The organism is Aurantimonas litoralis, from assembly GCF_026153195.1.
GTDB classification, from domain to species: domain Bacteria; phylum Pseudomonadota; class Alphaproteobacteria; order Rhizobiales; family Rhizobiaceae; genus Aurantimonas; species Aurantimonas coralicida.
The window spans coordinates 15,083-40,839 of record NZ_JAPFBM010000014.1; the positions used below are offsets into that span (position 1 = coordinate 15,083).

Annotated in this window: 26 protein-coding genes and 1 pseudogene; 22 read left to right on the plus strand and 5 right to left on the minus strand. The window is 66.5% G+C overall.

Features of this window, described 5'->3' with window-relative positions; translation table 11 throughout:
- The first annotated feature begins 55 nt into the window (after positions 1-55).
- The 11 genes from N7I30_RS20360 to ccoS all read left to right on the plus strand — a co-directional run bounded on the left by N7I30_RS20360 (position 56) and on the right by ccoS (position 12,977).
- Entirely contained in the window at positions 56-1,054 is a 999-nt protein-coding gene (locus N7I30_RS20360) for an ATP-binding protein (protein WP_498640922.1), read from the plus strand.
- A 56-nt stretch (positions 1,055-1,110) separates the two neighbouring features.
- The gene (locus N7I30_RS20365; protein WP_498640936.1) at positions 1,111-2,985 is read left to right on the plus strand and encodes a TniQ family protein; all 1,875 of its coding nucleotides are present in this window, start codon (positions 1,111-1,113) and stop codon (positions 2,983-2,985) included.
- 708 nt (positions 2,986-3,693) lie between these two features.
- Positions 3,694-4,116 carry a hypothetical protein gene (locus N7I30_RS20370; protein WP_498640923.1) on the plus strand — a complete coding sequence of 141 codons (423 nt, stop codon included), beginning with the start codon at positions 3,694-3,696 and terminating at the stop codon, positions 4,114-4,116.
- A gap of 706 nt (positions 4,117-4,822) precedes the next feature.
- Positions 4,823-6,424 (plus strand): cytochrome-c oxidase, cbb3-type subunit I, encoded by a 1,602-nt coding sequence (gene ccoN / locus N7I30_RS20375; protein ID WP_498640937.1) that lies wholly within the window; start codon positions 4,823-4,825, stop codon positions 6,422-6,424.
- A gap of 10 nt (positions 6,425-6,434) precedes the next feature.
- On the plus strand, positions 6,435-7,235 hold the full coding sequence (gene ccoO, locus N7I30_RS20380) for a cytochrome-c oxidase, cbb3-type subunit II (RefSeq protein WP_498640924.1): 801 nt from the start codon (positions 6,435-6,437) through the stop codon (positions 7,233-7,235).
- Positions 7,236-7,245: 10 nt separating this feature from the next.
- A complete protein-coding gene (locus N7I30_RS20385; protein ID WP_024352303.1) occupies positions 7,246-7,401 on the plus strand; it encodes a CcoQ/FixQ family Cbb3-type cytochrome c oxidase assembly chaperone in 156 nt (51 codons plus the stop codon).
- A gap of 3 nt (positions 7,402-7,404) precedes the next feature.
- Positions 7,405-8,277 carry a cytochrome-c oxidase, cbb3-type subunit III gene (ccoP, locus tag N7I30_RS20390; protein ID WP_498640925.1) on the plus strand — a complete coding sequence of 291 codons (873 nt, stop codon included), beginning with the start codon at positions 7,405-7,407 and terminating at the stop codon, positions 8,275-8,277.
- Positions 8,278-8,492: 215 nt separating this feature from the next.
- Positions 8,493-10,046, plus strand: a complete 1,554-nt coding sequence (gene ccoG / locus N7I30_RS20395; protein WP_498640926.1) for a cytochrome c oxidase accessory protein CcoG — start codon at positions 8,493-8,495, stop codon at positions 10,044-10,046.
- A gap of 3 nt (positions 10,047-10,049) precedes the next feature.
- Entirely contained in the window at positions 10,050-10,532 is a 483-nt protein-coding gene (locus tag N7I30_RS20400; protein ID WP_498640927.1) for a FixH family protein, read from the plus strand.
- A gap of 10 nt (positions 10,533-10,542) precedes the next feature.
- On the plus strand, positions 10,543-12,822 hold the full coding sequence (locus N7I30_RS20405) for a heavy metal translocating P-type ATPase (protein WP_498640928.1): 2,280 nt from the start codon (positions 10,543-10,545) through the stop codon (positions 12,820-12,822).
- Complete coding sequence (ccoS, locus tag N7I30_RS20410; RefSeq protein WP_081451362.1) at positions 12,819-12,977, plus strand: cbb3-type cytochrome oxidase assembly protein CcoS; 159 nt, start codon at positions 12,819-12,821, stop codon at positions 12,975-12,977. The genes N7I30_RS20405 and ccoS overlap by 4 nt, the downstream gene beginning before the upstream one ends.
- 38 nt (positions 12,978-13,015) lie before the next feature.
- Here the strand turns inward: ccoS and msrB are convergent, their stop codons facing one another.
- Positions 13,016-13,423, minus strand: coding sequence for a peptide-methionine (R)-S-oxide reductase MsrB (msrB, locus tag N7I30_RS20415; RefSeq protein WP_475363100.1), 408 nt, complete (start codon positions 13,421-13,423; stop codon positions 13,016-13,018).
- 125 nt (positions 13,424-13,548) lie between these two features.
- Here msrB and N7I30_RS20420 point away from each other — a divergent pair, with 125 nt between their 5' ends.
- Complete coding sequence (locus N7I30_RS20420) at positions 13,549-13,764, plus strand: hypothetical protein (protein WP_187389677.1); 216 nt, start codon at positions 13,549-13,551, stop codon at positions 13,762-13,764.
- Between the two features lie 78 nt (positions 13,765-13,842).
- Here N7I30_RS20420 and N7I30_RS20425 read toward each other — a convergent pair whose 3' ends face one another.
- From N7I30_RS20425 to N7I30_RS20435, 3 genes are all read right to left on the minus strand, one after another.
- Complete coding sequence (locus tag N7I30_RS20425) at positions 13,843-14,541, minus strand: ribonuclease activity regulator RraA (protein ID WP_009209591.1); 699 nt, start codon at positions 14,539-14,541, stop codon at positions 13,843-13,845.
- A gap of 67 nt (positions 14,542-14,608) precedes the next feature.
- Positions 14,609-15,286 (minus strand): bifunctional nicotinamidase/pyrazinamidase, encoded by a 678-nt coding sequence (gene pncA, locus N7I30_RS20430; RefSeq protein WP_498640929.1) that lies wholly within the window; start codon positions 15,284-15,286, stop codon positions 14,609-14,611.
- Between the two features lie 156 nt (positions 15,287-15,442).
- Positions 15,443-15,790, minus strand: a complete 348-nt coding sequence (locus N7I30_RS20435) for a hypothetical protein (RefSeq protein ID WP_024352294.1) — start codon at positions 15,788-15,790, stop codon at positions 15,443-15,445.
- Positions 15,791-16,056: 266 nt separating this feature from the next.
- Between N7I30_RS20435 and N7I30_RS20440 the strand changes: the two genes are divergently transcribed.
- The 4 genes from N7I30_RS20440 (at position 16,057) to N7I30_RS20455 (ending at position 18,628) form a co-directional block, all read left to right on the plus strand.
- Positions 16,057-16,437, plus strand: a complete 381-nt coding sequence (locus tag N7I30_RS20440) for a hypothetical protein (RefSeq protein WP_024352293.1) — start codon at positions 16,057-16,059, stop codon at positions 16,435-16,437.
- Positions 16,438-16,790: 353 nt separating this feature from the next.
- Entirely contained in the window at positions 16,791-17,321 is a 531-nt protein-coding gene (locus N7I30_RS20445; RefSeq protein WP_246715961.1) for a hypothetical protein, read from the plus strand.
- Between the two features lie 354 nt (positions 17,322-17,675).
- Positions 17,676-17,822: an ABC transporter gene (locus N7I30_RS20450; protein WP_085931392.1), complete on the plus strand. Its 147-nt coding sequence runs from the start codon at positions 17,676-17,678 to the stop codon at positions 17,820-17,822.
- 158 nt (positions 17,823-17,980) lie between these two features.
- Positions 17,981-18,628, plus strand: coding sequence for a hypothetical protein (locus tag N7I30_RS20455; RefSeq protein WP_024352291.1), 648 nt, complete (start codon positions 17,981-17,983; stop codon positions 18,626-18,628).
- Between the two features lie 123 nt (positions 18,629-18,751).
- Here the strand turns inward: N7I30_RS20455 and N7I30_RS20460 are convergent, their stop codons facing one another.
- A complete protein-coding gene (locus tag N7I30_RS20460; protein ID WP_498640930.1) occupies positions 18,752-19,495 on the minus strand; it encodes a GntR family transcriptional regulator in 744 nt (247 codons plus the stop codon).
- A 101-nt stretch (positions 19,496-19,596) separates the two neighbouring features.
- Between N7I30_RS20460 and dctP the strand changes: the two genes are divergently transcribed.
- The 6 genes and pseudogenes from dctP to N7I30_RS20490 all read left to right on the plus strand — a co-directional run.
- Positions 19,597-20,586 carry a TRAP transporter substrate-binding protein DctP gene (gene dctP / locus N7I30_RS20465; protein ID WP_498640931.1) on the plus strand — a complete coding sequence of 330 codons (990 nt, stop codon included), beginning with the start codon at positions 19,597-19,599 and terminating at the stop codon, positions 20,584-20,586.
- A 78-nt stretch (positions 20,587-20,664) separates the two neighbouring features.
- Positions 20,665-21,204, plus strand: a complete 540-nt coding sequence (locus tag N7I30_RS20470; protein ID WP_498640932.1) for a TRAP transporter small permease subunit — start codon at positions 20,665-20,667, stop codon at positions 21,202-21,204.
- A 3-nt stretch (positions 21,205-21,207) separates the two neighbouring features.
- On the plus strand, positions 21,208-22,536 hold the full coding sequence (locus N7I30_RS20475) for a TRAP transporter large permease (protein WP_009209583.1): 1,329 nt from the start codon (positions 21,208-21,210) through the stop codon (positions 22,534-22,536).
- Positions 22,533-23,891, plus strand: a complete 1,359-nt coding sequence (locus N7I30_RS20480; protein WP_498640933.1) for a malonyl-CoA decarboxylase — start codon at positions 22,533-22,535, stop codon at positions 23,889-23,891. Before N7I30_RS20475 ends, N7I30_RS20480 begins: the two co-directional genes overlap by 4 nt.
- Positions 23,888-25,408 (plus strand): malonate--CoA ligase, encoded by a 1,521-nt coding sequence (locus N7I30_RS20485; protein WP_498640934.1) that lies wholly within the window; start codon positions 23,888-23,890, stop codon positions 25,406-25,408. Before N7I30_RS20480 ends, N7I30_RS20485 begins: the two co-directional genes overlap by 4 nt.
- A 203-nt stretch (positions 25,409-25,611) precedes the next feature.
- Positions 25,612-25,757: pseudogene (locus N7I30_RS20490) on the plus strand (acyl-CoA dehydrogenase); the annotation flags it as partial.

Here is a 25,757-nt window from a genome sequence, read left to right on the forward strand (position 1 = left end):
TCAGGAGGGAGGCAACGACGCGCCATCCGGCCATCACGCGGACCGAGCCAATTCCATGCGGGACCTCGACGACGATTTCCTAGACGACTTCGTCGCCGGCCTTGGCGACGAGAGCGTCCGGATCGTGGAGTCTCTCGAGCTCGCAAAGGCCGTATATGTGCCCTGCGGCCGCGACCTGCTACTGAAGCAAAAGTTCGACAAGTTCCTGCAACTCGTCACGGCGCGCAGGAACGGACGGCGCGATGACGGCCGGTGCTTCTTCCTCACCGGCGAGAGCGGGGCCGGAAAGACTGAGATCGCCCGCCACCTACTCGCGAAGTATCCCAAGTTCCAGCCAGAGTCCCGGCCTTGGGGAAAGACGTGCCCTGTCGTCTCAATCACCCTCAAGGGCCCGGTGATCATGAAGACGCTTGGGCACAACATCCTGAGGGCGGCCGGGTATCCTCTCGTGCAGGACCTGGAGGAAAACAAAGTCTGGGACATTCTTCCCGATCAGCTCCACCTGCGAAAGGTCATGCTGATCCACATCGACGAGCCGCAGCACCTGCTCACGGAGACACCGAAAGGCAAGGAGCGGATGAAGGTGGCCAAGGCGTTCAAGGGCGTCATGAACGACCCCGTTTGGCCCGTCAGCTTTCTGCTTTCGGGAATGCCGAACACAACCGAGCTCGCCCGCCACGACGCGCAGATCGAGCGCCGCGGCTTCCAGTTCCCCTTGGCCGACGTCGCGCTTCCCGAAGAGCGAAAGCTGGTGGTCCGCATCCTGACAGAGATGGCGTCGTCCGTGGACATCGACGTCACGAGGGTTGTCACCTCCGACATGCCTGAGCGGATCGCGCACGCGGCTGCCTATCGCTACGCACGCATCGCCCAAGTCGTCCTGGCGGGCATCCATGCTGCCCTCGTCGATGAAGCTGCCGAACTCACCCGAGATCATTTCGCGACGGCATACATCGAACATTCGCACGCACGCGGACACGATGAGATGAACCCGTTCCTGGCACATGACTGGGTCCGGCTCGCACCCGGCTCGTTCATCCTAGAGCCGACATGATGGAAGAATCGCCCTCGCCCTTCGCACGCCTCGCCTGGGCACATCCTCCTCAGCCGATGCAGAGTGCGGTTAGCCTGGCGTCCCGCTTGGCTGCGCTCAACGGCCGTCCGATGCCGAACTTCTTGCGCGAAATGGGTATACAGCCGAACGACATCGACCGCGGGAGGTCCGCGGCCGTGCATCGGCTTGCGGACCTCGCCGGGGCAGATCCGGACGACATCATCCATGCGACCCCAGTGCGGTCCGAGGACGAGGCTTTCATGCACCTGTGCGGCGAGCGTCTGCGCCGGCTGTCAGTCCACCGCACCTACTTCCGCTATTGCCCCGCCTGCGTGACGGAGGACGTGGCGACATTCGACGGCCCCCTTGCTGCGAGGCCGTGGCTGCGGACAGAATGGCTCGTTGCCCACGTCCGCTCCTGCGAGCGTCATGGTCTCCATCTAGCGAACGCGTCCCCCGAACGCCGACGGTTCGAGGCGCCCGACTTCAACGGTACGATGGTGGAGGAGCTGGGGCGACTTGAGGACATCCGAGCCGACTGCCCCTCGGCGTCGCCCTCCCCCTTCCAGCGATGGCTGTTGGGTCGCCTTCGCGGCAAGCGCGACGCCACGAACTGGCTCGACGGTCTCGAGCTCTACGTCGCGGTCGGTGCATGTGAGGCCTTCGGGATCTCGGCGCTGTACCCACCGAGGTTCCGAATAAGCACGCTGAGTGAATCCGACCGGGCGATGGCGGCGGACGAAGGTTATGCTCATGCATCAGATGGGCCGGCCTCGCTCGAAGCGCTGCTCGAACGCCTGAACGCCCAGCAGACGAGTACGAAGGGTGTCTGGGCGCCGCGCGACACGTTCGGTTACGGGTACGTCATTCTGGAGCGCGACATCGGGGACACGGCTTGGGACCCCGTCCGCGATGTCGTTGCGAACTTCGCCATGCGCGAGATGCCTCTGAAGGCCGGCGCCAAGGTCCTCGGCCGCACCGTCGAGCGACAGATGGTTCATACGATCAGGACGGCGGCTAGCGCCTCGGGCGCGCACGCTCTGACCATGCGTCGACTCTTTGAACGCGAGAACCTGGGCGCCGACGCGATCGCGGCGGGCCTGATGGACCATCGCGTTACCGTTGATGCGGAAAGGATCGAAGCAACGGTCCGCGAGTTGAAGGGCGCCCTGTCCACGCCGAAGGTTCAGAAGCTAACCGGGTTTCCCTTAATCTGGCTGCGAACCATTATTGCCGACGGGCACCTTCCGACGGTCACCGGTTCGAACGACCGCCAGTTCGCAAAGCACCGATTCACCCGGGATGCAGTCGACAGGATGCTGGACCGGATGTTCGCTGGGGCAGAGTCGGTCGACGCCGAGACGGACGATCGCGTGAGCGTTATGTCGGCGAGGCACCGGTCTGGCGCGACCATGTCGAAGATCCTTGAGGTTGTGTTTGGGGGAAGCCTCCGTTGGAAAGGGCGGCTCGCCGGGGCCGAGGGCCTCGACGCTCTCCTCGTCGACCTAGCGGAGATACTTGCCCTCGTCCGGAACGAGGAACGCGGGACCGGCGTAACCATGCTCGATATTCTCGACTTCTTGCCGGGCATCGGACGCGCCAGTCCGAAGGCGCTGTTGGCTGCGGGCCTGCTGGAGTCGGAGATGCAGTTCAGCCCACAGGCCCGGCGCATGGTACCGGTCATCACACGGGAGAGCGCCGAGCGCTTCCTAGTGCGCTACGTAACGCTCGGCGAACTGTGCCAGCGCCTCAACCTGCACCACAAGCAGGTCCGAAAGTGGTTGCGAGAAGTCGGCATTGATGAGCTCCTCAAACCGGCGACGCACGGTTGCTTCGCGTACGACCGGAAGCGGGTGAATTACGTGGCGGGATGCACGTCAGCCGAGCAGCATGCGCCCGGGGCGAACGAGGACGGTGGTCGAGGCGGGTAGTTCTTCGACCATTCGGCAAGAGTGGCGGCCTGCGCACGTCGACGTGTCTATTTTCCCATGCGACGTCTTGTGATGCGCGCTACGGCCCCTTGATGATCTTCTGCACGGCTCGGCGCCGGTAGCTTTGTACCTTCCACGTGCGTGACGGACGCTCCGCCAACCATACGCTCATCACCTTGGGTTGCCGGATCTGCATGATCCTCGACGCGCATTGAGGCGATCCTGTTCCATCGTGAATGGCGATCATATGAACACGACGAGGAATGTCTTCCTCTGGCAAATGAGGGACGTTCACAACTTAGGTTTCGTGCGCCACAGAACTTTGGTTTCGGATTCGAAGGGTGCCGGAAAAGGCGAGCAGTGCCCGCGGCTTGCGCGGGGTAGAGTTCACAACTTTGGTGACTCCGACAACCATCAAGAGCCCCGGAAGCCTTGCTTCCGGGGTTTTTTCGTTTGGCGAAAAGAGTTTGACCTGAAGCGTGGTCGGATATCGCGCCCCGTTTCGAGCGACGGGGCGCGTGCGGGCCGCCTGCCGCCGCAAACGGATTGGCAGCAACCCTGCACGGCGCGGCGAGCCAGAACGGCCCTTTTGCCGCGCCATGACCCGCGACGGACGTCCGTTACCGCGTCCCGGAGGCACCCGCCTTCGCTTGCCTTGCGCCGCCTCTCCCGGCAGCTTGGTCGGGTGACGCAACGGGAGGTGTCGAAATGAAGAGGGCTTTGTTGACGATCCTCACCCTCACCCTGGCGTGGTCGCCGGTCGAGGCACGCACCAAGGCGGCCGCCTGGGTGGCGAAGGAACAGATCGCCGAGGCCTGCGATGGCGGGCGCGGCACGATCGATCCGGTCGGCGTGATCGAGCGCGACCTCGACGGCGACGGCAAGTCGGACCTCATCCTGTCCCATGACGCGATCTTCTGCAGCGACAGCCGGTTCGGTCGCAGCGGGTTTTGCGGCGCGCAGGTCTGCTCGGTGATCTTCTATGTGCGCCGCGGCGGTCTCCTGAAGAAGGTCGGCGAGGTGCTCGGCGGCGGCGTCACGATCGGCCAGGGCCGCCGCCCGCCCATCTCCATGTACGGGCATGGCGGCCAGTCGGTCTCGGTGAAGTGGAACGGCAAGGCGTTCGAGTGAGGCGTGGCGCTGCGCGGGGCGTGACGGGCGACGGCGCGTCGGTGACGGCCGTTCTGCAGCGCCTCTGATACCGCCACCGTCGAGGCATGGGTCCTCGGGTCAAGCCCGAGGATGACGCGCGGCGGATGTGGCGGCCAGCCGTCGTGCGCCTCTGCGGTCGCTTCTGCTTCTGCGTTTTGACCACGTTCTGTTCAGCGTCGGCTTCCGGCTTCCGGCTTCCGGCTTCGCTATCATCATCGTCACCCGCCACCGTCGTGGTCGCCATCGCTGCCGATCTGCATCGGCCAGCACGCGCCGTCCAGTGCGCTGACGCGCCATACTCCCGAACGAGGTCGTCTTACGCGCCAAGCTCCCGAACAAGGTCGTCATCCTCGGGCTCGACCCGAGGACCCATGCCAAATCCTAGCAGCCGCCTACCGCCTCGCGGGCATGGGCTCCGCCGCGCCGCGGCAACCGCTGCTCCCCCTGACAATCCACGCCGCATCCGTCACACCCCGCACCGGCCGAGCCCACGCGCTTGCGCCCATAACACCCGCCGCCAGCGCATAACGCCGCCTCCCGCGACCCCGCTTGATCGACATCAAAGCGCCGGCCCATCGCCGCTGCCACACCACCCCCATCCCGCAATTGCGACCGTCTGATCGAATCGGCGTCCGGCGGGCATGTGACCGAGGGGGTTCCTGACGTGAAATACCAAACCGAGGCGATGTTCATCGGCGGCGCGGCGCTGGTCGCGCTGCTCGGGGCCGGCTTTGCCAGGGATGCGCAGTTCGCCGCGCATGCCTATGTCCTGTTCTTCATCCTGGCGGGCGCGACGGTGGTGCTGCTGCGGCGCATCGAATTCGCCGATGCCGCGCAGATCCCGCTGAAGACCAACGACACCGAATATGCCGACGAGGTGGTGCGCTACGGCGTCATCGCGACGGTCGCCTGGGGCATCGTCGGCTTTCTCGTCGGCGTGCTCGCCGCCGCGCAACTCGCCTGGCCCGACCTCAATATCGAGCCCTGGTTCAATTTCGGCCGCGTGCGTCCGCTGCACACCTCGGCCGTGGTCTTCGCCTTCGGCGGCAATGCGCTGATCGCCACCTCCTTCTACGTCGTCCAGCGCACCTGCCGGGCGAGCTTGTGGGGCGGCAATCTCGCCTGGTTCGTGTTCTGGGGCTACCAGATCTTCATCGTCCTGGCGGCGACCGGCTACCTTCTCGGCATCACCCAGAGCCGCGAATATGCCGAGCCGGAATGGTATGTCGATCTGTGGCTGACGGTGGTGTGGCTCGCCTATCTGGCGGTGTTCCTCGGCACGCTGATCCGCCGCAAGGAACCCCACATCTACGTCGCCAACTGGTTCTACCTTGCCTTCATCGTGACCATCGCGATGCTGCACGTGGTCAACAATCTCTCGATGCCCGTCTCCTTCATGGGCGCCAAGAGCTATTCGGCCTTCTCCGGCGTGCAGGATGCACTGACCCAGTGGTGGTACGGCCACAACGCCGTCGGCTTCTTCCTCACCGCCGGCTTCCTGGGCATGATGTACTATTTCATCCCGAAGCAGGCGAACCGGCCGGTCTATTCCTACCGCCTGTCGATCATCCACTTCTGGTCGCTGATCTTCCTCTACATCTGGGCCGGTCCGCACCATCTCCATTATACCGCCCTGCCCGACTGGGCGCAGACGCTCGGCATGGTGTTCTCGATCATGCTGTGGATGCCCTCCTGGGGCGGCATGATCAACGGCCTGATGACGCTGCAGGGCGCCTGGGACAAGCTGCGCACCGATCCGATCCTGCGCATGATGGTCATCTCCGTCGCCTTCTACGGCATGTCGACCTTCGAGGGTCCGGTGATGTCGATCAAGGCGGTGAACTCGCTGAGCCATTACACCGACTGGACCATCGGCCACGTCCATTCCGGCGCACTCGGCTGGGTCGGCATGATCTCCTTCGGCGCGGTCTACCACCTGGCGCCCAAGCTCTGGCACCGCGAGCGGCTCTACAGCCTGCGCCTGGTCAACTGGCACTTCTGGCTCGCGACGCTCGGCATCGTCGTCTACGCGGCGGTGATGTGGGTCTCGGGCATCATGCAGGGCCTGATGTGGCGCGAATACGGAGCCGACGGCTACCTCGTCTACTCCTTCGCCGAAACCGTCGCGGCCATGCATCCCTACTACGTGCTGCGCATGCTCGGCGGCCTGATGTACCTCGCCGGCGCACTGATCATGGCCTTCAACGTCTACAAGACCATCCGCGGCGAGATCCGGTCGGAAGTACCGATGGGCGGCCAGACGCCTGCAATCCAGATGGCAGGGTAAGGGGCCAGACATGAGCAAGGAAACCGAACGTCCCACCCTCGACGGCGCCCTGCCGGAAGTGAAGGCCGACCCGGTCGCCCGGGGCATTCTCGCCAAGCATGGCCGGGTCGAGCGCAACGCCACGCTGCTTCTCGTCCTGTCCCTCCTGGTGGTCAGCGTCGGCGGCATCGTCGAGATCGCGCCGCTGTTCTACCTGGAGAACACCATCGAGAAGGTGGAGGGCATGCGGCCCTACTCGCCGCTCGAGCTCGCCGGACGCAACATCTACATCCGCGAGGGCTGCTACACCTGCCACAGCCAGATGATCCGGCCGTTCCGGGACGAGGTCGAGCGCTACGGCCATTACAGCCTCGCGGCCGAATCCATGTTCGACCATCCGTTCCAGTGGGGGTCGAAGCGCACGGGCCCGGACCTCGCCCGTGTCGGCGGTCGCTACAGCGACGAATGGCACGTCCAGCACATGATCGAGCCGCGCTCGGTCGTGCCGGAATCGGTGATGCCGTCCTACGGCTTCCTGGCGACCACCGATCTCGACATGCGCGATCCGGCCGGTCACCTGCGGGCCAATCGCGCGGTCGGCGTGCCCTACAGCGACGAGATGATCGAGAATGCCAAGGCCGACCTGATGGTCCAGGCGACCGCCAATGGCGACACGACCGGCCTTATCGCCCGCTACCCCAAGGCGGTCGTCGGCACCTTTGACGGCAACAACCAGCGTCTCACCGAGATGGATGCGCTGGTCGCCTACCTGCAGATGCTCGGCACCCTCGTGGACTTCTCCGTCTACGAGCCGGAACGGAACGACCGCTAGGAGCCTCCGGATGGATTTCGACTACCACAGCATGCGTGCCTTCGCCGACAGCTGGGCGCTCCTCGCTTTGACGCTGTTCTTCCTCGGCGTTCTCGCCTGGGTCCTGCGGCCGGGCGCCAAGCGCGCCGCCGACGATGCCGCCAGCATCCCCTTCAAGGAGGACTGACCGATGAGCGATCACAAGGATATCGACGACGTCAGCGGCATCGAGACGACCGGCCATTCATGGGACGGCATCAAGGAACTCAACAACCCGCTGCCGCGCTGGTGGCTGTGGACCTTCTACGCCTCGATCGCCTTCGCGGCGGTCTATACGGTGCTCTATCCGGCCTGGCCGCTGGTCAATTCGGCAACGACGGGGCTGCTCGGCTGGTCGAGCCGTGCGGATCTGCGCACCGAGATGTCGGCGCTGGAGATGGCGAATGCCGATCGGATCGCGGCCATCCGCACCTCGGACGTGGCGACCATCGCCGCCGATCCGGAACTGCGTCCCTTCGCGATCGCCGCCGGCGAAGCGTCCTACAAGGTCAATTGCGTCCAGTGCCATGGCTCCGGCGCCGCCGGCAGCCCGGGTTATCCGAACCTCAACGACGACGCCTGGATCTGGGGCGGTTCGCTGGAGGAGATCGCCGTCACGCTGCAGCACGGCATCCGCTATGCGCCGGACCCCGACACCCGTGTCGCCGACATGCCGGCCTTCGGTCGTGACGGCATTCTCGACCGCGACCAGATCGCCGACGTTTCGCAATATGTCCTGTCGCTGACCGGCCGCGACGATCGGCCCGACGCCGTGACGCGCGGTGCGGAGATCTATGCGCAGAACTGCGTCTTCTGCCATGGCGAGGCGGGCGAAGGCATGAAGGAAGTCGGCGCGCCCGCGCTCAACGACGCGATCTGGCTCTACGGACGCGACGCGACCGCCATCGCGACGCAGATCAGCCGTCCGCGCCATGGCGTCATGCCGGCATGGGGCGAGCGCCTCGGCGACACCGCGATCAAGGAACTCGCGGTCTACGTCCACACTCTCGGCGGCGGCGAATAGGATCCCGCCGCCCGGTCGCGAGGGAGGTCGCGACCAGAGCCCCCGGCCCGCCAGCCGGGGGCTTCGTCTTGCCGGCAAGGCTCGTCCACCATGGTGCGCTCCCGCGACGCACCCGCGCACCGCCGGGCGTTGATGCAGATCAAGGCCGGTCCGCCGGCGCGGGTCTATCGACACGGATGCCGCCCTGCGGTGCCCGCCGAACGTCGAGAGAGACCATGCTGCACCAGCCCGACATCGAACGCCTCGACGTCGAAGCCGTCAACGCCGCCAGTCGCCAGGACCAGCCGCTCTACGCCAAGCGCGAGAAGATCTTCCCCAAGCGCACCGAGGGGCAGTTTCGCCAGCTGAAATGGCTGATCATGGCGATCACCCTCGGCATCTACTACGTGACGCCGTGGCTGCGCTGGGATCGTGGTCCCTACGCGCCCGATCAGGCCGTCCTGATCGACATGGCCAACCGCCGATTCTATTTCTTCTTCATCGAGATCTGGCCGCAGGAATTCTTCTTCGTCGCCGGGCTTCTGGTCATGGCGGGCGTCGGCCTGTTCCTGGTCACTTCTGTGGTCGGCCGGGCGTGGTGCGGCTACACCTGTCCGCAGACGGTCTGGACCGACCTGTTCCTCGTCATCGAGCGCTTCTTCGAGGGCGATCGCAATGCCCGCATCAAGCTCGACAAGGCGCCCTGGAGCGTCGACAAGCTGCGCAGGCGGGTCCTGAAGCACGCGACCTGGATCGTCGTCGCCGTGGCGACCGGCGGCGCCTGGATCTTCTACTTTGCCGACGCCCCGAGCCTGCTGATGAGCTTCGTCGCCGGCGAGGCGCCGTTCATCGCCTATGCCACCGTCGCTCTCCTGACCGCCACCACCTACGTCTTCGGCGGGCTGATGCGCGAACAGGTCTGCATCTACATGTGCCCCTGGCCGCGCATCCAGGCGGCCATGCTCGACGAGGATTCGCTCACCGTCACCTACAATGACTGGCGCGGCGAGCCGCGGACCCGCGGCGCCAAGAAGGCTGCAGCGGCGGGCGTGCCGGCCGGCGACTGCGTCGACTGCAACGCCTGTGTCGCCGTCTGCCCGATGGGCATCGACATCCGTGACGGCCAGCAGATGGCCTGCATCACCTGCGCCCTGTGCATCGACGCCTGCGACGGCGTCATGGACAAGCTCGGCCGTGAGCGCGGCCTGATCTCCTACGCGACGCTCAGCGACTACAACGCCAACATGGTCGCCGCCACGGATCCTGCGACCGGCGCCATCGACCCGTCCCGCGTGCGCGACCATGCGGGCCGCTTCATTGCGGGGCTGAGGCATTTCGACTGGCGCATCATCCTGCGCACCCGCACGCTGATCTACCTGGCCATGTGGTCGGCGATCGGTGTCGGGTTGACCATCGCGCTGCTGGCCCGCGACCGTCTGGAGATCAACGTCCAGCACGACCGCAACCCGGTCGCCGTCACCCTCGCTGACGGGTCCATCCGCAACGGCTACACCGTGAAGCTGCTCAACATGCTGCCGCAGCCGCGCACGATCGGGCTGGCGCTCGAAGGCCTGCCGGAGGCGACGATGACCGTTGCCGACATCGATGCGCCGGCCGCGCGAAGCTTCGACATTCCCGTCGCGCCGGATCAGCTGCGTGCCCTGCGGGTCTTCGTCGCCCAGCCAGCGAGCGCGCTGCAGGCGGGCGAGACCAGCTTCCGCTTCGTGGTCACCGATCCGGTCGCGGGTGAGACCGACAGCTATTCCGCAATCTTCGAGACGGGGAACTGACCCATGCTGCGTCGCGTGTTTCGTCCTGACAAATTCACCGGCCTGCACATGATCGGCGTCATGGCGCTGTTCTTCGGCACCATCATCTCGGTCAATCTCACCCTGGCGATCTTCGCCAGCACGAGCTGGAGCGGCCTTGTCGTCGAGAACAGCTACATCGCCAGCCAGCATTTCAACGAGCTGACGGCCGAGCGCACCGCCCAGGCGGGGCGCGGCTGGACGGCGACGACGGCGTATTCCGACGGCGTCTTCCGGGTCGATCTGCGCGATGCCGGGGCGCGGCCGCTGCCGGGCGCGCTGGTCGCCGCCACCATCGGGCGCCCCGCCACCGAGCGCGACGACCGGACCGTGCGCCTCGCGCCGCTGCGCGCCGGTGGCTACGGCGTGACCACCGATCTCGCGCCGGGGATCTGGGAGGCACAGGTCCGGGTCGAGGCGACCGGCGAAAAGCCCTGGCAAAGCGTGATCCGCTTCGTGGTCAAGTGAGCGCACGACCATGAGCTGCTGCGGCACCGCCTTCACGCTTCCCGTCGACCCGCGGACCGAGGAACTGCGCCATGCCGGGCGGCAGGCCCCGGACGGCACGGTGACCTATGTCCTGTCGGTGCCCGGCATTCGCTGCGGCGCCTGCCTGTCGGCCATCGAAACCGGTCTCAAGCCCCTGCCCGGCATCGCCTCGGTTCGGGTCAACCTCACCCTGCGCCGGGTGACCGTGGTCACACGCTCCGCCGAAATCTCGCCGGCGGTCATCACCAGCGCACTGGACGCGCTCGGCTATCCGGGCACGCCCGTCGATCTCGGCGACCTGGAAACCGTTAGCGCCCGGCGGGAATCGACCCGATTGCTGACGGCGCTGGCGATCGCCGGCTTCGGGGCCGCCAACATCATGCTCCTGTCGGTCTCCGTCTGGTCCGGGGCCGACGCCGCGACGCGGGATCTGTTCCACCTCGTCTCGGCGCTGATCGCGGTGCCGACCGTGGCGTTCGCCGGCCAGCCCTTCTTCCGCTCGGCGGTCTCGGCGCTGCGGGTCGGGCGCCTGAATATGGACGTCCCGATTTCGCTCGCCGTCCTCTTGGCCTTGGCCATGAGCCTCTACGAGAGCCTGAACGGCGGCGCCGAAGCCTATTTCGACGCGGCCGTGACGCTGATCTTCTTCCTGCTGGTGGGCCGGTATCTCGACCAGCGCATGCGCGAGCGCGCCCGCAGCGCCGTGGTCGCCATCTCGCGACTGGCCGCACGCGGCGCGACGCTGCTCGCCGATGGCGAAACCCGCTACGTGCCCCTCGACGAGGTGCAGCCCGGCATGGTCCTGCGCGTCGCCGCCGGCGAGCGGATGCCGGTTGATGCTATGGTTCTCACGGGCCGGAGCGAACTCGACCGCTCGCTCGTCACCGGCGAGAGCGCGCCCTTCCCCGTCGCGCCGGGCGCCCGAATCGAGGCCGGCACCCTCAACCTGTCGGGCGCATTGGAGGTCGAGGCGCTGACGAGCGCGGACGATTCCTTCCTCGCCGAAATCGTTCGCATGATGGAAGCGGCCGAGACCGGTCGCGGACGCTATGTGCGCGTCGCCGATCGGATGGCTCGGATCTACGCGCCGGCGGTGCATCTCCTTGCCGCGGCGACGTTCCTGCTCTGGCTGATCGCGACGGGCGGCGACTGGTATCAGGCGCTCTATGCGGCGATCGCGGTTCTGATCGTCACCTGCCCCTGCGCGCTCGGCCTTGCCGTTCCGGTGGTCCATGTCATCGGCGCCGCCCGCCTCTTCGAGGCGGGCATCCTGATGAAGGACGGCACCGGGCTCGAGCGGTTGGCCGAGATCGACACGGTGCTGTTCGACAAGACAGGGACCCTGACGACGGGCACGCCCCATGTCGCGGCGTCGAACATGCCCACAGCCGGTCGCGATGTGGCCCGCGCCCTCGCCGGACGCTCGAACCACCCCGCCTCGCTTGGCATCCGGCACTATTTGGGAAGCGGCTCTGTGGCGGAGCTCGACGCCATCCGGGAATGGCCGGGATGCGGTATCGCCGCCCTCTGGCAGGGTCGCCGCGTCCGGCTCGGACGCCCGGACTGGGTGGCCGAGATCGCTGGCCAAGCAGCAACTACGACCGAGGGTGTCAGCTTCGCCATCGAGGGGCAGACATCGGCGAATTTCGCCCTCGGGGAATCGCTGCGGACCGGCGCGCATGAGGCGCTCGAAGCCCTGCGGTCGGCCGGGCTCAACACCGAACTGCTGTCGGGCGACGGCGCGGTGGCGGTGCGCCGGGTAGCCGGCGAACTGGGGATCGGGCATGCGGCAGCCGGCCAGTCGCCGGCGGCAAAGATCGACCGGATCCGCGCGCTTCAGGCAGGCGGTGCCCATGTCCTGATGGTCGGTGACGGCCTCAACGACGCACCGAGCCTTGCCGCCGCCGATGTCTCCATGGCCCCGGCCTCGGCCTGCGATGCCGGGCGGCTCGCCGCCGACTTCGTCTTCACGCGCGACAGCCTGCGCAGCGTGCCCTTCGCCCATGACATCGCGCTGCGCGCAAAGCGGCTGGTGCGGCAGAATTTCGGGCTGGCGATCGCCTATAATTGCATCGCCGTGCCGCTGGCCATGGCGGGTCTGGTCACGCCGCTCGTGGCGGCGATCGCCATGTCGGCGTCCTCGATCGTCGTGGTGGCCAACAGCTTGCGACTGTCGGGAGGCGGCTTCGACGGCAAGGCCGGGACGTCGGCGCAGCCGGTCGCCGGAAGGCGGCCGGCCTTCGAGCCGGCTGCCGAGGCAACGGCATGAATATCCTGCTGATCCTCGTGCCGATCGCGCTCCTGCTCGGGCTGGTCGGCCTTGCTGCCTTCCTGTGGACCGTGCGCACCCGCCAGTACGAGGATCTCGACGGCGCGGCATGGCGCATTCTCGCCGATGACGACACGCCACCGGGCGACAGGTGACGCCACGCACCGCGATCGCCGGTGCGTGGCGGTCGTGATCAGGCCTCGTCGGGCTCGAAATCCATGGCGACGCCGTTGATGCAGTAGCGCAGACCCGTCGGCGGCGGGCCATCCGGGAAGACATGGCCGAGATGGCTGCCGCACTGGCTGCAATGGCACTCGGTGCGGACCATGCCGTGGCTGCGATCCTCGGTGGTCTCGACGGCGCCCTCGACCGGCGTGTCGAAGGACGGCCAGCCGGTGCCGCTCTCGAATTTCTGGCCGGCGATGAACAGCGGCTGCCCGCAGCCGGCGCAGGTGAAGGTCCCCGGCCGCTTCTCGTGCAGCAGGGCACAGCTGCCCGGGCGCTCCGTCCCGTGGCCGCGCATCACCTGATACTGCTCCGGCGACAGCATCGCGCGCCACTCGGCGTCGGTGCGTGTGACGGGGTAGGTCTTGGCGTCCATGTCGGTATCCTTCCGTGTCTGATCCGGTCCGTCGGGAACGAAGCCCGCCGCAGCGGATTGCCCCCCGAACGGATCGGCTGGCTCCCATATAGGGGCGCTGCCGCCGCAACGCACGGGAGTGTCAGATGAGCAATGTACCGGACAGGTTCGACAACCAGCAGAACAATCCCGACGCCCAGGATCGCGACCAGGACGTCAGCTACCGCCAGAACGCGCCGAAGGCGCGGCCCTCGCAGGACAACGCCTTCGATCGCCCGGGCAGCGTCGACCGGCTGGGCGGCGAGATCGAGCGGCGGCCCGCCGAGACGGTCGAAGGCGATGGCACGGCCGACGACACCTAGGCCGACCAGACAGATCGGACATGAAAAAGGGCGGCGCTGGGGCGCCGCCCTTTTGCGTTCTGACGGGTCGCGCTGCGCTTAGCGGCCGCGGCTCTTCTCGTAGCGCTCGCGGGTTTCCGCATTCGGCGGATAGAGGCCCGGCAGCGCAACGCCGCGATCGACCTCGGTCATGATCCAGGCTTCCAGCTCTTCCTGCTCGACGCAGGCATCGCGCACCTCGTCGACCAGCGCGGCGGGAATCACCACGGCGCCATCGTCGTCCGCCACGATCAGATCGTCCGGGAACACCGCGACGCCGCCGCAGGCGATCGGCTCCTGCCAGCCGACGAAGGTCAGGCCGGCCACCGAAGGCGGCGCGGCAACGCCCGCGCACCACACCGGCAGGCCGGTGCCGCGCACGCCCGCGAGATCGCGCACGACGCCGTCGGTGACGAGGGCGGCGACGCCCTTCTTGACCATGCGGGCACACAGGATGTCGCCGAAGATGCCGGCGTCATCGACGCTCATGGCGTCGACGACGGCAATGCAGCCGTCGGGCATCGCCTCGATCGCGCCGCGGGTGGAATTGGGCGACGACCAGGATTCCGGTGTCGCCAGATCCTCGCGCGCCGGCACGAAGCGCAGGGTGAAGGCGCGGCCGACGATCCGCTCCATGCCGTCTTCCATCGGCATCGGGCCGCGCAGCCAGACATTGCGCAGACCCTTCTTCAGGAGGATCGTGGTGATCGTCGCGGTGGCGATCTTGCGAAAGACTTCGTTGGTCGAGGTTTGGCTCACGGAACACGCTTCCTGCTGATGACGGTGGCCATCGATACCGCAAGTCGCGGCGCGATCAAATGCCAAGTCAGGCTGATGAATCGCGATCGGCGCCCACGCGCACCGGCGAACCCGGACGAATCTCGCCGGACTGGCAGCGCCCGACGCCCGCGGCCTCGAGGTCCCGCCAGGCCCGCGCCAGCGAGCCGTCGAGATCGATCGACCGGCAGGCATCCTCCACGACGACCACCTGGAAGCCGGCCCGTCGCCCGTCCAGAGCCGTCCACGCGACGCAGAAATCCGTCGCCAGGCCCGCCACGAAGACCCGGCCGACGCCGCGCTCGCGCAGATAACCGGCCAGCCCCGTTTGGGTGGCGTGGTCGGCTTCGACGAAGGCGGAATAGCTGTCGACGGACGGATGGAAGCCCTTGCGGACGATCATCTGAACGTCGGGGACATCCAGGGCCGGATGGAAGTCCGCGCCGCTCGTGCCCATGACGCAGTGGTCGGGCCACAGCACCTGCGGCCCATAGGGCAAGCTGATCACCTCGAAGGCGTTGCGCCGATGGCTGGACGCAAAGGAGACGTGGTCCGGCGTATGCCAGTCCTGGGTCTGCACGACGACCGGAAAATGCGGCGCCAGCGCGTTGATCGGCGCCACGACGCTGTCGCCGTCGAGCACCGCCAGGGCGCCGCCCCGGCAGAAGTCGTTCTGTACGTCGACGATGATCAGCGCATCGTCATGCTTGATATCGATATTCGCCATGACCCGAACCTGACAGTTCGCTCGCCGCGAGGAAAGTCCGCAGGCGCAGCAACGGCACCCGGCGGCGCATTCAGCGGGCCCGAACGGCAACGGCCATGCTGGGATCTCCCCGGCATGGCCGCAGCGTCTGGAACTCGGTCGTACGGTCCGGCGGTGTCAGCGAAGGCTGGCAGCGGCGCGCAGATCGGCCTTCGGCGAGACGTCGAGGACGTCGCCCGTGCGGGTGATCATCAGGTCTTCGGTGGTGCCGCCATTGCGGGACGGAACCTGAACGGTCAGCGTCTCACCATCCGACAGCGTCGAGACGAAACGCAGCGGGCTGCCCGTCTCGCCGGCCTGCAGCGTGGTCACGACGCGGAAATCTTCGCCCTCGACCGTGTAATAGGCCGCGCCCTTGACGCCGCCGAGATCGATGGTCTTGCCGGCCAGCGGCTTCAGTTCTTCGGCCTGTGCGGCGCCGAATGCGAACAGGGCGATGGCGGCGGTTGCGATTGCAGTTTTCATGTCTTTGGTCCCTCTGAAGAAGAATTGGACCTCCCTGCCCCGACAGCTAGGCGTCTTTGCTGCAACGCACAACGGCATGGCAGCCATGAAATATTGTCGGACCGCCTCCCCAAATCGGGCGATTGCCGATGCCTATCGCGGCGCGTGTGGCGAACTCCCGTGCCGAGCGCAACGCCTCCGCCATGGCAAAGTCACGGTCGGACCCTATGATTGCGGGAAATCAGGCATGCGGCCCGACCGCTTGCAGCAGTCTTGGAGCCAACGAAATGTATCACCGGATCGCGTCGACACCCCTGGCCCTGCTTCTGGCAGGCGCGATGGCGACCGCGCTGCAATATCCCGCCGCCGCGCAGACCGAGGCGCCCGCGATCGATGGCGAACCCGGTTCGGAATTCGTCGAGGTGTCGCTCGGCGACTGGGACCTGAAGACGGCGCTGGCGACGGATCTCGGCATCAAGGTCTCCGAGCTGCCACTGACCATCTCGGTGACGCCGGAACTCGCCGGCAAGGTCTGCCCGATCTCGCGCGAGGACCTCGCGCAGCAGGAGGTCATCAGCCCGACCCGGACCTGTGCGGCGAAGGAAATGACCGAGGAACTGCGCGACGAGGTACGCCGCGGAATCGAGGCCGGGACAGCGCAGGAATAGGCGGCCACGCCTGCCGCCATCACCGGTCGCTGTACGCTATGCTCCCGAGGGGCAGCTTTCATGCGTATTGCGTCCGGAAAGCCCCACCTGCGTCACACCTTCGCCGGAATTGAACCCTCTGTCGTTCTCGCCCGCGGCGTAACCCGTTTCGTGCGCGTCTCGCGCCCGATCAGGACGCGCCGGTCCGTCCGGTCCGGCGTGCGAGCCGGGTTCGTGCAGTCTTGCAAGACGATCGTCAGACGTGGGCAACAGATCCTTAATTTCCTTGCGATCATATGGTGCCGCGCCAACGTCGCGGTGCCGATCCGACAGACAGCCGGGTTCTACGGAACCGTAGAAAGACGAAGATGGTCATGCGCATTCCCGCCCTCGCTCCTGTCGCGGCTCTCGCCGTACTCCTCGCCGGCTGCGTGGGAGACGACATGGACATGGCCGCGCTCGACCTCTCGGCCCCGCAGGACGACGCCCATTGCCGAAGCCTGCTGATCATCCCCGGCGAGCTGGTCTATGCTCAGTGCCGGCTGGCTCTGCGCAAGACCTATCTGAACAATTACAACGCCCGCAAAATCGCGATCCAGCAGCAATACGGCATGCTCGACGAGCGGCTGGACCAGGCGCTGCGGGCTGACGCCTTCTGCAATTACGACGAGGCCGTGAAGGCGTCGATCGAGGTGCAGGACGAACTGTCCCTCGCCGAGATCGCCTATGCCAGCTGCGGCACCACGCGGGAGCGCCTGCAGGAGGAAATCGTCACGACGACGGGGGTCGACGGCTTCGCTTTCACGGCTGCCGAACGCCCGACCGTCATCGATCAGAACGTCGCTGCAATCCGCGAATCGCGGGCGGTGATTCAGGGTCCGCCGACGAATGTCGCGGCAAACTGAGGGGTCGCGACATGCGGCTTGGAGAGCAACGCGGTGCAGTGCGGTAAATGCAGCACTCTGTTGCAGGATTTAACGAATCTTGAGCCTTGGCGGCCCTTGCAAACGGGACCGTTTTCGGATTGAGAGAGCAGAGGGACGAACACGGAGTTTCAGGCGCTTATGAAGGGTTCTTCATAATCCGCAGTCACACGTCGGAGCCAAACGCTTCTATTCCGTCACGTTGCCTGCGATGTGTGGCATTTCCGCACTTGCCCGTACCACCCAAACGCAACAGGTTCTTGTCGCACCGGCCGCAAAAAGGCGTCGGAATATTCAAGCTGCGGCACCAACCGTCACATTGATAGGTAGTTCAAAATGAAGAAAATCGTCATCGCATCGGTCGCGGTCGTCGCCCTCGCATCCTTCGCTGGCTGCATGGGCAAGGGCATCGGCAAGGGCAAGGGCAAGGCACCGGTTGCTGAGCCGATGGTCGTCGAGCAGACCTACGTCACCAAGGGCTGACCTTGGTTTCTTGGAGGGAGTCGCTCCGGCGCTCCCTCCAAGCGCCGACCAATCACTGGTCCACGCTACGCGTTCCGCGATGCTCGACATCGGGGGGCGCTTCTATGTCTTGTCCCCGTCGAATGGCTTCTAGCCGTCTTCGACTTGAAAGGCCGACAATGTCTTCGAAATTCCTGCGAATCGCGTTCGCCGCGGCTCTCGGCGCCCTCGTGACGGGCTGTACCTCGAACTCGGCCAATACCATGTCGGCCGGTGCACCGGTGAACTCCAGCGCCGCGCTCGTCGCGCCAGCCGCCTTCGCTCCGCCTCCCGGCCAGTCCGGCGCCGCGCAGCAGCTCTCCAAGCCCTATTTCATCGATTTTCGCGCCCGCAACGCGATGAGCTACGGCCACACCTTCGTGGTCTTCGGCAAGCTGGACCAGAACGGCCGTGTCCCGACCGACTCGAAGGGCGTGCTGATTCCCGGCGTGACCGAGGTTGCCGGCCTCCATCCGGCGTCGACCAGCAACGTGCCCTATACGATCGGTCACTTCCTGCCGGTGCCGTCAGAGACCGGCCCCAGCGATGGCGACACCGAGATCGCCTACATGACCGCGAACTACCGGATTGACCTGACCGAGGAAGAGTATCGCGACGTCGTCGGCTATATCCGCAGCCTGCAGGATTCCTCGCCGGTCTGGCACGCGGTGCTCTACAATTGCAGTTCCTTCGTCGGCGACATCGCCGAGCATATGGGCCTCAAGGCGCCCAACCACATGCTGTTCCCCGAGAACTACATCAACACGCTGAAGGAAATGAACTCGTAGGATCGTCCCCGCGACGCGTCTCGTTCATCCACGATCAGGCCCGGCCGCCACAGCGCGCCGGGCTTTTTCGTGCCTGTCGCAACGAGCCGGATCGGCCGGTTGTCGTCTGAGCCGCTGCGGCGTCTAACGCGCCGCTGCGCCGACGCTGGCCACCAGATCGGCGAAGCGCTCGCCCTGCACGGCGATATGCGCCCGCAGATCGCGCTCGGCCGTCTCGCCATCGCCGGCGGCGATCGCGGCGACGATGCGCTCGTGCTCCTGCAGCGACTGCTTCATGCGCTGCGACACCCGCAGCTGCAGGCGGCGATAGGCCTTCAGCCGCATGTGCAGACGCTTTGCCTCGGCCGCGAGGAAAGCGTTGCCGCAGGCGTCGTAGATCGCGTGGTGGAACCGCTCGTTCTCGTAATAATAGGCGTCGGTATCCTGCTGGGCGGCCGCTGCACTGCAGGCGACGAGTGCCGCCTGCAAAGCCGCCAAGGCCTGCGGCGCCGCACGGCGCGCGGCCAGGCGTCCGGCCATGCCCTCGAGCTCGGCCATCACCTCGAACATCTCCACCAGTTCGCCGAGGCCGACCTGCCGCACGAAGGCGCCGCGATTGGGAAGCTGTTCGATCAGTCCGGCCGATGCGAGCTGGTTGATCGCCTCCCGGACCGGGGTGCGTGAAACGGCGAAGCGGCGGGCGATCGCCTGCTCGTCGAGGCGCTCGCCCGCCGCGCGGGCATTGGTGACGATTTCCTGTTCGAGCGCGTCGCGGATCTCGCTGGCCTTGGGACGCGCCGAGGCGAGACCGCCCTTCGAAACGGCAGCGGACTTGCCATCCCCGGCGGGAGGCATGATCGTCGCTGCGGGCACATCCGATACGCTCATGCAGATCGTATACAATCCAATTGACAAGGCATGCAAGAGAGTATTGGCTTGCCCCAACGCGTCGGGAGGCGCGGCAGAACAATCAACGGGAGGAGAATTCCATGAAGACGATGTTGCTGACGGCCGTATGTGGCCTCGCCCTGACAGCTTCCGCCATGGCGCAGGACGTGACTTTGCGCGCCTCGCACCAGTGGCCGGGCGGCAAGGGCGACGTGCGCGACGAGATGGTCCAGATGATCGGCAAGGAGGTCGAGGCCGCCAATGTCGGGCTGAAGGTCCAGGTCTTCCCGAACGGTTCGCTGTTCAAGCCGCGCGACCAGTGGGGCGCCGTGACCAAGGGCCAGGTGGACATCACAGCCTTCCCGCTGGATTACGCGTCCGGCCGTCATCCTGAGTATTCCGCGACGCTCATGCCCGGCCTGGTCGGCAACCACGACCGCGCCCAGCGGCTGAACGATTCGCCCTTCATGGACGAAATCAAGAAGTCGATCGACGAGGCCGGCGCCCTCGTCCTGTCGGATGCGTGGCTCGCCGGCGGCTTCGTGTCATCCAAGACCTGCATCACCAGCCCGGAAAGCGCCAAGGGCCAGACCCTGCGCGCCGCCGGCCCGGCCTTCGAGCAGATGCTGGTCGGAGCGGGCGCGTCGATCTCGTCGATGCCGTCCTCGGAAATCTACACCGGCATGCAGCAGAACGTCCTGCAGGGCGCCAACACCTCGTCCGGTTCGCTGGTGTCCTACCGCATCTACGAGGTCTCGACCTGCCTGACCGCACCGGGCGAGAACGCCCTGTGGTTCATGTACGAGCCGATCCTGATGTCGAAGCGCTCCTTCGAGAAGCTGAACAAGGAACAGCAGGATGCGCTGATGGCCGCCGGTGAGAAGGCCGAGGCCTATTTCGCAGAGGAAGCGTCCAAGCTCGATGCCGAACTGATCGAGGTCTACAAGAAGAACGGCGTCGAGGTCACCGAGATGACCAAGGAGAACTACGACGCCTGGCTCGCGATCGCCAAGGAGACCTCCTACAAGGAGTTCGCCGAGAAGGTCCCGAACGGTCAGGCGCTGATCGACGCCGCGCTGGCCGTCGAATAGCCCGTAACGCCGCCAATGCGACAACGGGAGCCGGCCGTGCCGGCTCCCGTTTCCCAGGCCTCAAGCTCGGAATCTGACATGCGGTCCTTCATCCGCGCCGTCTCGGCGGTCTCGCGCCTCCTCGGCGTCATCGGTGCCCTGTTGCTGCTCGCAGCGATCTTCGCCGTCTCGCACATGGTCTTCGTGCGCTACGTTCTCGTGCAGTCCACCGTCTGGCAGACCGAGTTCACGATCTTCGCCATCGTTGCGGCCACCTTTCTCGGGGCGCCCTGGGTGCTCATCGAGCGTGGCCATGTGAATGTCGACATCCTGCAGATCGCCTCGGGGCCGCGGGTCCGCGCCATCCTGCAGGCGCTGTCGGGTCTCGCCTCGCTCGTCTTCGTCGGGTTGATCGCCTACGCCTCCTGGTACCATTTCCACGAGAGCTGGACGAATGGCTGGATGACCGAATCGGTCTGGGCCATCCCGCTCTGGATCCCGGTCCTGCCCATGCTGGTCGGCACCGTCTGGCTCGCCGTCCAATACATCGCCGAACTGATGCGCCTGTGGCTCGATGGTGCCGATCCGCACCTCGCCAACCAGGACACCCTGTTCTCCGATACCGTCAAGAAAGCCTGATCGATGAGCCCGACCGTCTCCGGTTTCGCCATGCTGGGCGTCCTGCTGGTGCTGCTTGCCATCGGCACGCCCATCGCCTTCGCCCTCGGCCTTGTCTCCATGGGCGCGCTGTTCGTCGTCTACGGGCCGTTCTTCCTCGAAACGCTCGGTGAGCAGTTCTTCGGCGGCATGGCGTCCTTCGGCCTCGTCGCCATCCCGATGTTCATCCTGATGGGCGCCGCCGTCGCCTCCTCGCCCGCCGGCAAGGACCTCTACGAGGCGCTCGATCGCTGGCTCAACCGGGTGCCCGGCGGCCTCGTCCTGTCCAATCTCGGCGCCTGCTCGATCTTCGCCGCCCTGTCCGGCTCCTCGCCCGCCACCTGTGCGGCGATCGGCAAGATGGGCATCCCCGAGATGCGCCAGCGCGGCTATCCGCCGGAGATTGCGGCCGGTTCCATCGCCGCCGGCGGCACCCTCGGCATCCTGATCCCGCCCTCGGTGACGATGATCGTCTACGGCATCGCCACCGAAACCTCGATCGGCCGCCTGTTCCTGGCCGGTGTCGGTCCCGGCATCATGCTGACCGTGTTCTTCATGATCTGGACCATCTATGCCTGCAAGCGGCAGGGTCTGGGTCTCACCGAATTGTCGCAGCGCTTCTCCATGCGCGAGCGCTTCGCCGCGCTGCCCCGGGTGCTGCCCTTCCTGGCGATCATCGTCGCCGTGCTCTTCGTCCTGTATGGCGGCGTCGCCACGCCGTCCGAGGCAGCCGGTGTCGGGGCGCTCTTCTGCCTGATCCTCGTCGCGGTGATCTACGGCATGATCTCGCGCACCTGGCGCTTCTCGCAGATGACGGTGATCTTCCGCGACACGCTCAAGGAAAGCGTGATGATCATGCTGATCATCGGCGCGTCCGAGCTCTTCGCCTTTGCCCTGTCCTCGCTGTTCATCACCCAGTCGATCGCGGCCTTCATCGCCGACATGGACGTGAACCGCTGGGTGCTGATGGGCGTGGTCAACCTCTTCCTGCTGGTCGCCGGCTTCTTCCTGCCGCCGGTCGCGGTCATCCTGATGACGGCGCCGATCCTGCTGCCGATCATCACCGGTGCCGGCTTCGACCCCTACTGGTTCGCCGTGATCCTGACGATCAACATGGAGATCGGCCTGATCACGCCGCCGGTCGGCCTCAACCTCTATGTCATCAACGGCATCGCGCCCGACATCACGCTCGGCCAGATTCTGCGCGGGTCCCTGCCCTACGTCGTCTGCATGATCCTCGGCATCATCACCCTGTGCCTGTTTCCGCAGATCGCCCTCCTCCTGCCCGAACTCGTCATGGGGCCTGAGCTATGAGCCGCGTCTCCCTCCTGTCCGACCTTCTCGATTCGATCGGCGCCCGATCCTGGTTTCTCGGCGACAACGCCAACCGGACGATCGGCGTCGGCCAGCTGGCGGCGCTCTGCCACGAGCTGGTCTCCTCGCGCGGCGAAGCATCAGGGGTACGCCTTGCGGCCGAGATCCTGCGCGGCTTCCGCGGCCTCAGCGACGCCGACGCCGAGCGCTTCTTCCAGATGCTGGCGGATGAGTTCACCCCGGATCAGGCGGCCCTGACCGATGCGGCCGCCGCGTTCCTCGACACGCCCGACGCCGAGACGCTGGCGCGGCTCCAGCACCATGCCGAGGCCCCGCGCCAGGAGCTGTTCCGGCGCCTGAACCTCGCACCGGGCGGCACGGCCGAACTGGTCACGCTGCGCGAGCGCCTGCTACCGCTGCTCAAGGCCGACCGCAAGCGCTACGGCCCGGTCGATGCCGATCTCTGCCATCTGTTCCAGTCCTGGTTCAATCGCGGCTTCCTGCTGCTGCGGCCGATCGACTGGAACACCCCGGCCAGCATCCTGGAAAAGATCATCCGCTACGAGGCGGTCCACGCCATCGGCAACTGGGACGAGCTGCGCCAGCGGCTCGCCCCGCCGGACCGGCGCTGCTTCGCCTTCTTCCACCCCTCGATCCCGGACGATCCGCTGATCTTCGTCGAGGTGGCGCTGACCGCGGAGATCCCGGCGTCGATCGCCTCGGTGCTCGACCCCCAGCGCACGGCCCTGTCGCCGCAGGACGCGCAGACCGCGGTGTTCTATTCGATCTCCAATTGCCACAAGGGCCTCGCCGGCGTGTCCTTCGGCTCCTTCCTGATCAAGCAGGTGGCGCAGGATCTGATGGACGCGGTGCCGAACCTGCGCACCTTCGTGACGCTGTCGCCGGTTCCCGGCTTTGCCGGCTGGCTCGCCGCATTGCCGCCCGCCACGATCGACCGGCTCGAAGCACCTGAGAAACGCGCGATCGAGATCGTCGGGGAGCCCGGCTGGGCCGGCGATCCGGCGAAGGCGGAAGCTGCCCGTCCGGGATTGCTGTCGCTTGGCGCCCGCTACTTCCTGCGCGCCCGGCGCCCGCGCGGCGGACCGGTCGATCCGGTCGCCCGCTTCCATCTCGGCAATGGCGCGATGCTCAACCGCATCATGCATCTGGGCGACGTCTCGCCGGGCGGCCTCGCCCAGGCCCACGGGCTGATGGTCAATTATCTGTACGACCTGCCGCGCGTCGAGCAGCGTCACGAGGCCTATGCGGCGGATGGCGACATCGCCGCCAGCCGGGCCGTGACGTCGCTGCTCCCCAAGCGCGGCGAAGTTGATTCCATGAAGGACGTAGCATGACAAACCCGCTCTTCGACGGCCTCCTCGCCACGGGACGCACGACGCCGGACAAGTGTTTCGCGATCCTGCCCGACGGCCGCGAATTCACCTATGCAGACGTCGATGCGGTCTCGGCGCGCTTTGCCAATGCCCTCGTCGCGCTGGGCGTCGAGCCGGGCGACCGGGTGGCCGTGCAGGCCGACAAGTCGATCGAAGCGCTGATGCTCTATCTCGGCACGGTGCGTGCCGGCGGCGTCTTCCTGCCGCTCAACACCGCCTATACGCCGACCGAGATCGACTACTTCCTCAACGACGCCAAGCCGCGCGTCTTCGTCTGCGACCCGGCCAAGCGCGACGGGCTGGCCGCCACCGCCGAGGGCGCAGGCGCGCGCCTCGAAACGCTTGGCGCCCGCGCCGCGGATGCCGGAAGCGTCAACGCGCAGGCCGATGCGGCCTTCGGCGAATTCGCCACGGTCGCGCGCCAGCCGAGCGACCTTGCCGCGATCCTCTACACCTCGGGGACGACCGGCCGCTCCAAGGGCGCCATGCTCACCCAGGACAATCTCCTGTCCAACGCCGAAGTGCTGCGCGACTACTGGCGATTCACTCCCGACGACGTGCTGCTGCACCTCCTGCCGATCTTCCACACCCACGGCCTGTTCGTCGCGTCCAACACCGCGATGATCGCCGGCGGCACGATGATCTTCCTGCCGAAATTCGACGTCGAGCAGGTGTTCAAGTACCTGCCCCAGGCGACCGCGATGATGGGCGTGCCGACCTTCTACACCCGTCTTCTCGCCGACGAGCGTCTGAACCGCGAGCGCACCGCCCATATGCGGCTGTTCACCTCGGGCTCCGCGCCGCTCCTGGCCGAGACCCACCGCGCCTTCGAGGAGCGGACCGGCCAGCGCATTCTCGAGCGCTACGGCATGACCGAGACCAACATGTCGACCTCCAATCCCTATGATGGCGAGCGCCGTGCCGGAACCGTCGGCTTCCCGCTTCCCGGCGTCGAGCTGCGGGTCGTCGATGCGGACACCGCCAAGCCGCTGCCCGACGGCGAGATCGGCGTCATCGAGGTCAAGGGTCCGAATGTCTTCTGCGGCTACTGGCAGATGCCGGAGAAGACCGCCGCCGAATTTCGCGCCGACGGCTTCTTCATCACCGGCGATCTCGGCCTGATCGATCCGCAGGGCTATGTGACGATCGTCGGCCGCGGCAAGGACCTGATCATCTCCGGCGGCTTCAACATCTATCCCAAGGAAGTCGAGCTGGCCCTCGACGAACTGCCGGGCGTCGTCGAAAGTGCCGTCATCGGCGTGCCGCATCCCGATTTCGGCGAGGGCGTCGTCGGCGTCGTCGTGGCCGAGCGAGCGCTCGACGAGGCCGAGCTGACGGGCGCGCTGGCCGAACGGCTCGCCCGCTTCAAGCAGCCCAAGCGCATCGTCTTCGTCGACGAACTGCCGCGCAACACCATGGGCAAGGTGCAGAAGAACATCCTGCGGGACCGCTTCGCCGATCTTCTCGGCGGCAAGTGACCGCAAGGCCGATGGCCGCATGATGCGCGCGGGGCCGGCGAAGTGTCGCTGTCCCCGCCCCACGCCATTGCTCCCCGGCGGCGCCGGGCGATAGAACGGATCGCGAGTGCGGGCCGCATCCGGGATCCGGATTCGGCGCGCCGCCTTTTCAGCGGCCGTCCGATGCCCGGCCCGGCCGCCATCCGTTCGAGAGGAACCCCGCCATGTCCAACGCTTCGGCCGCCGCGCCTTCGCCGTCTGCGTCCCCGTCCGCCGGTTTCGACTGGGCCGATCCGTTCCGGCTCGAGGACCAGCTCTCCGAGGACGAGCGGCTGATCTTCGAGACTGCCCGCTCCTATGCCGAGGAGAA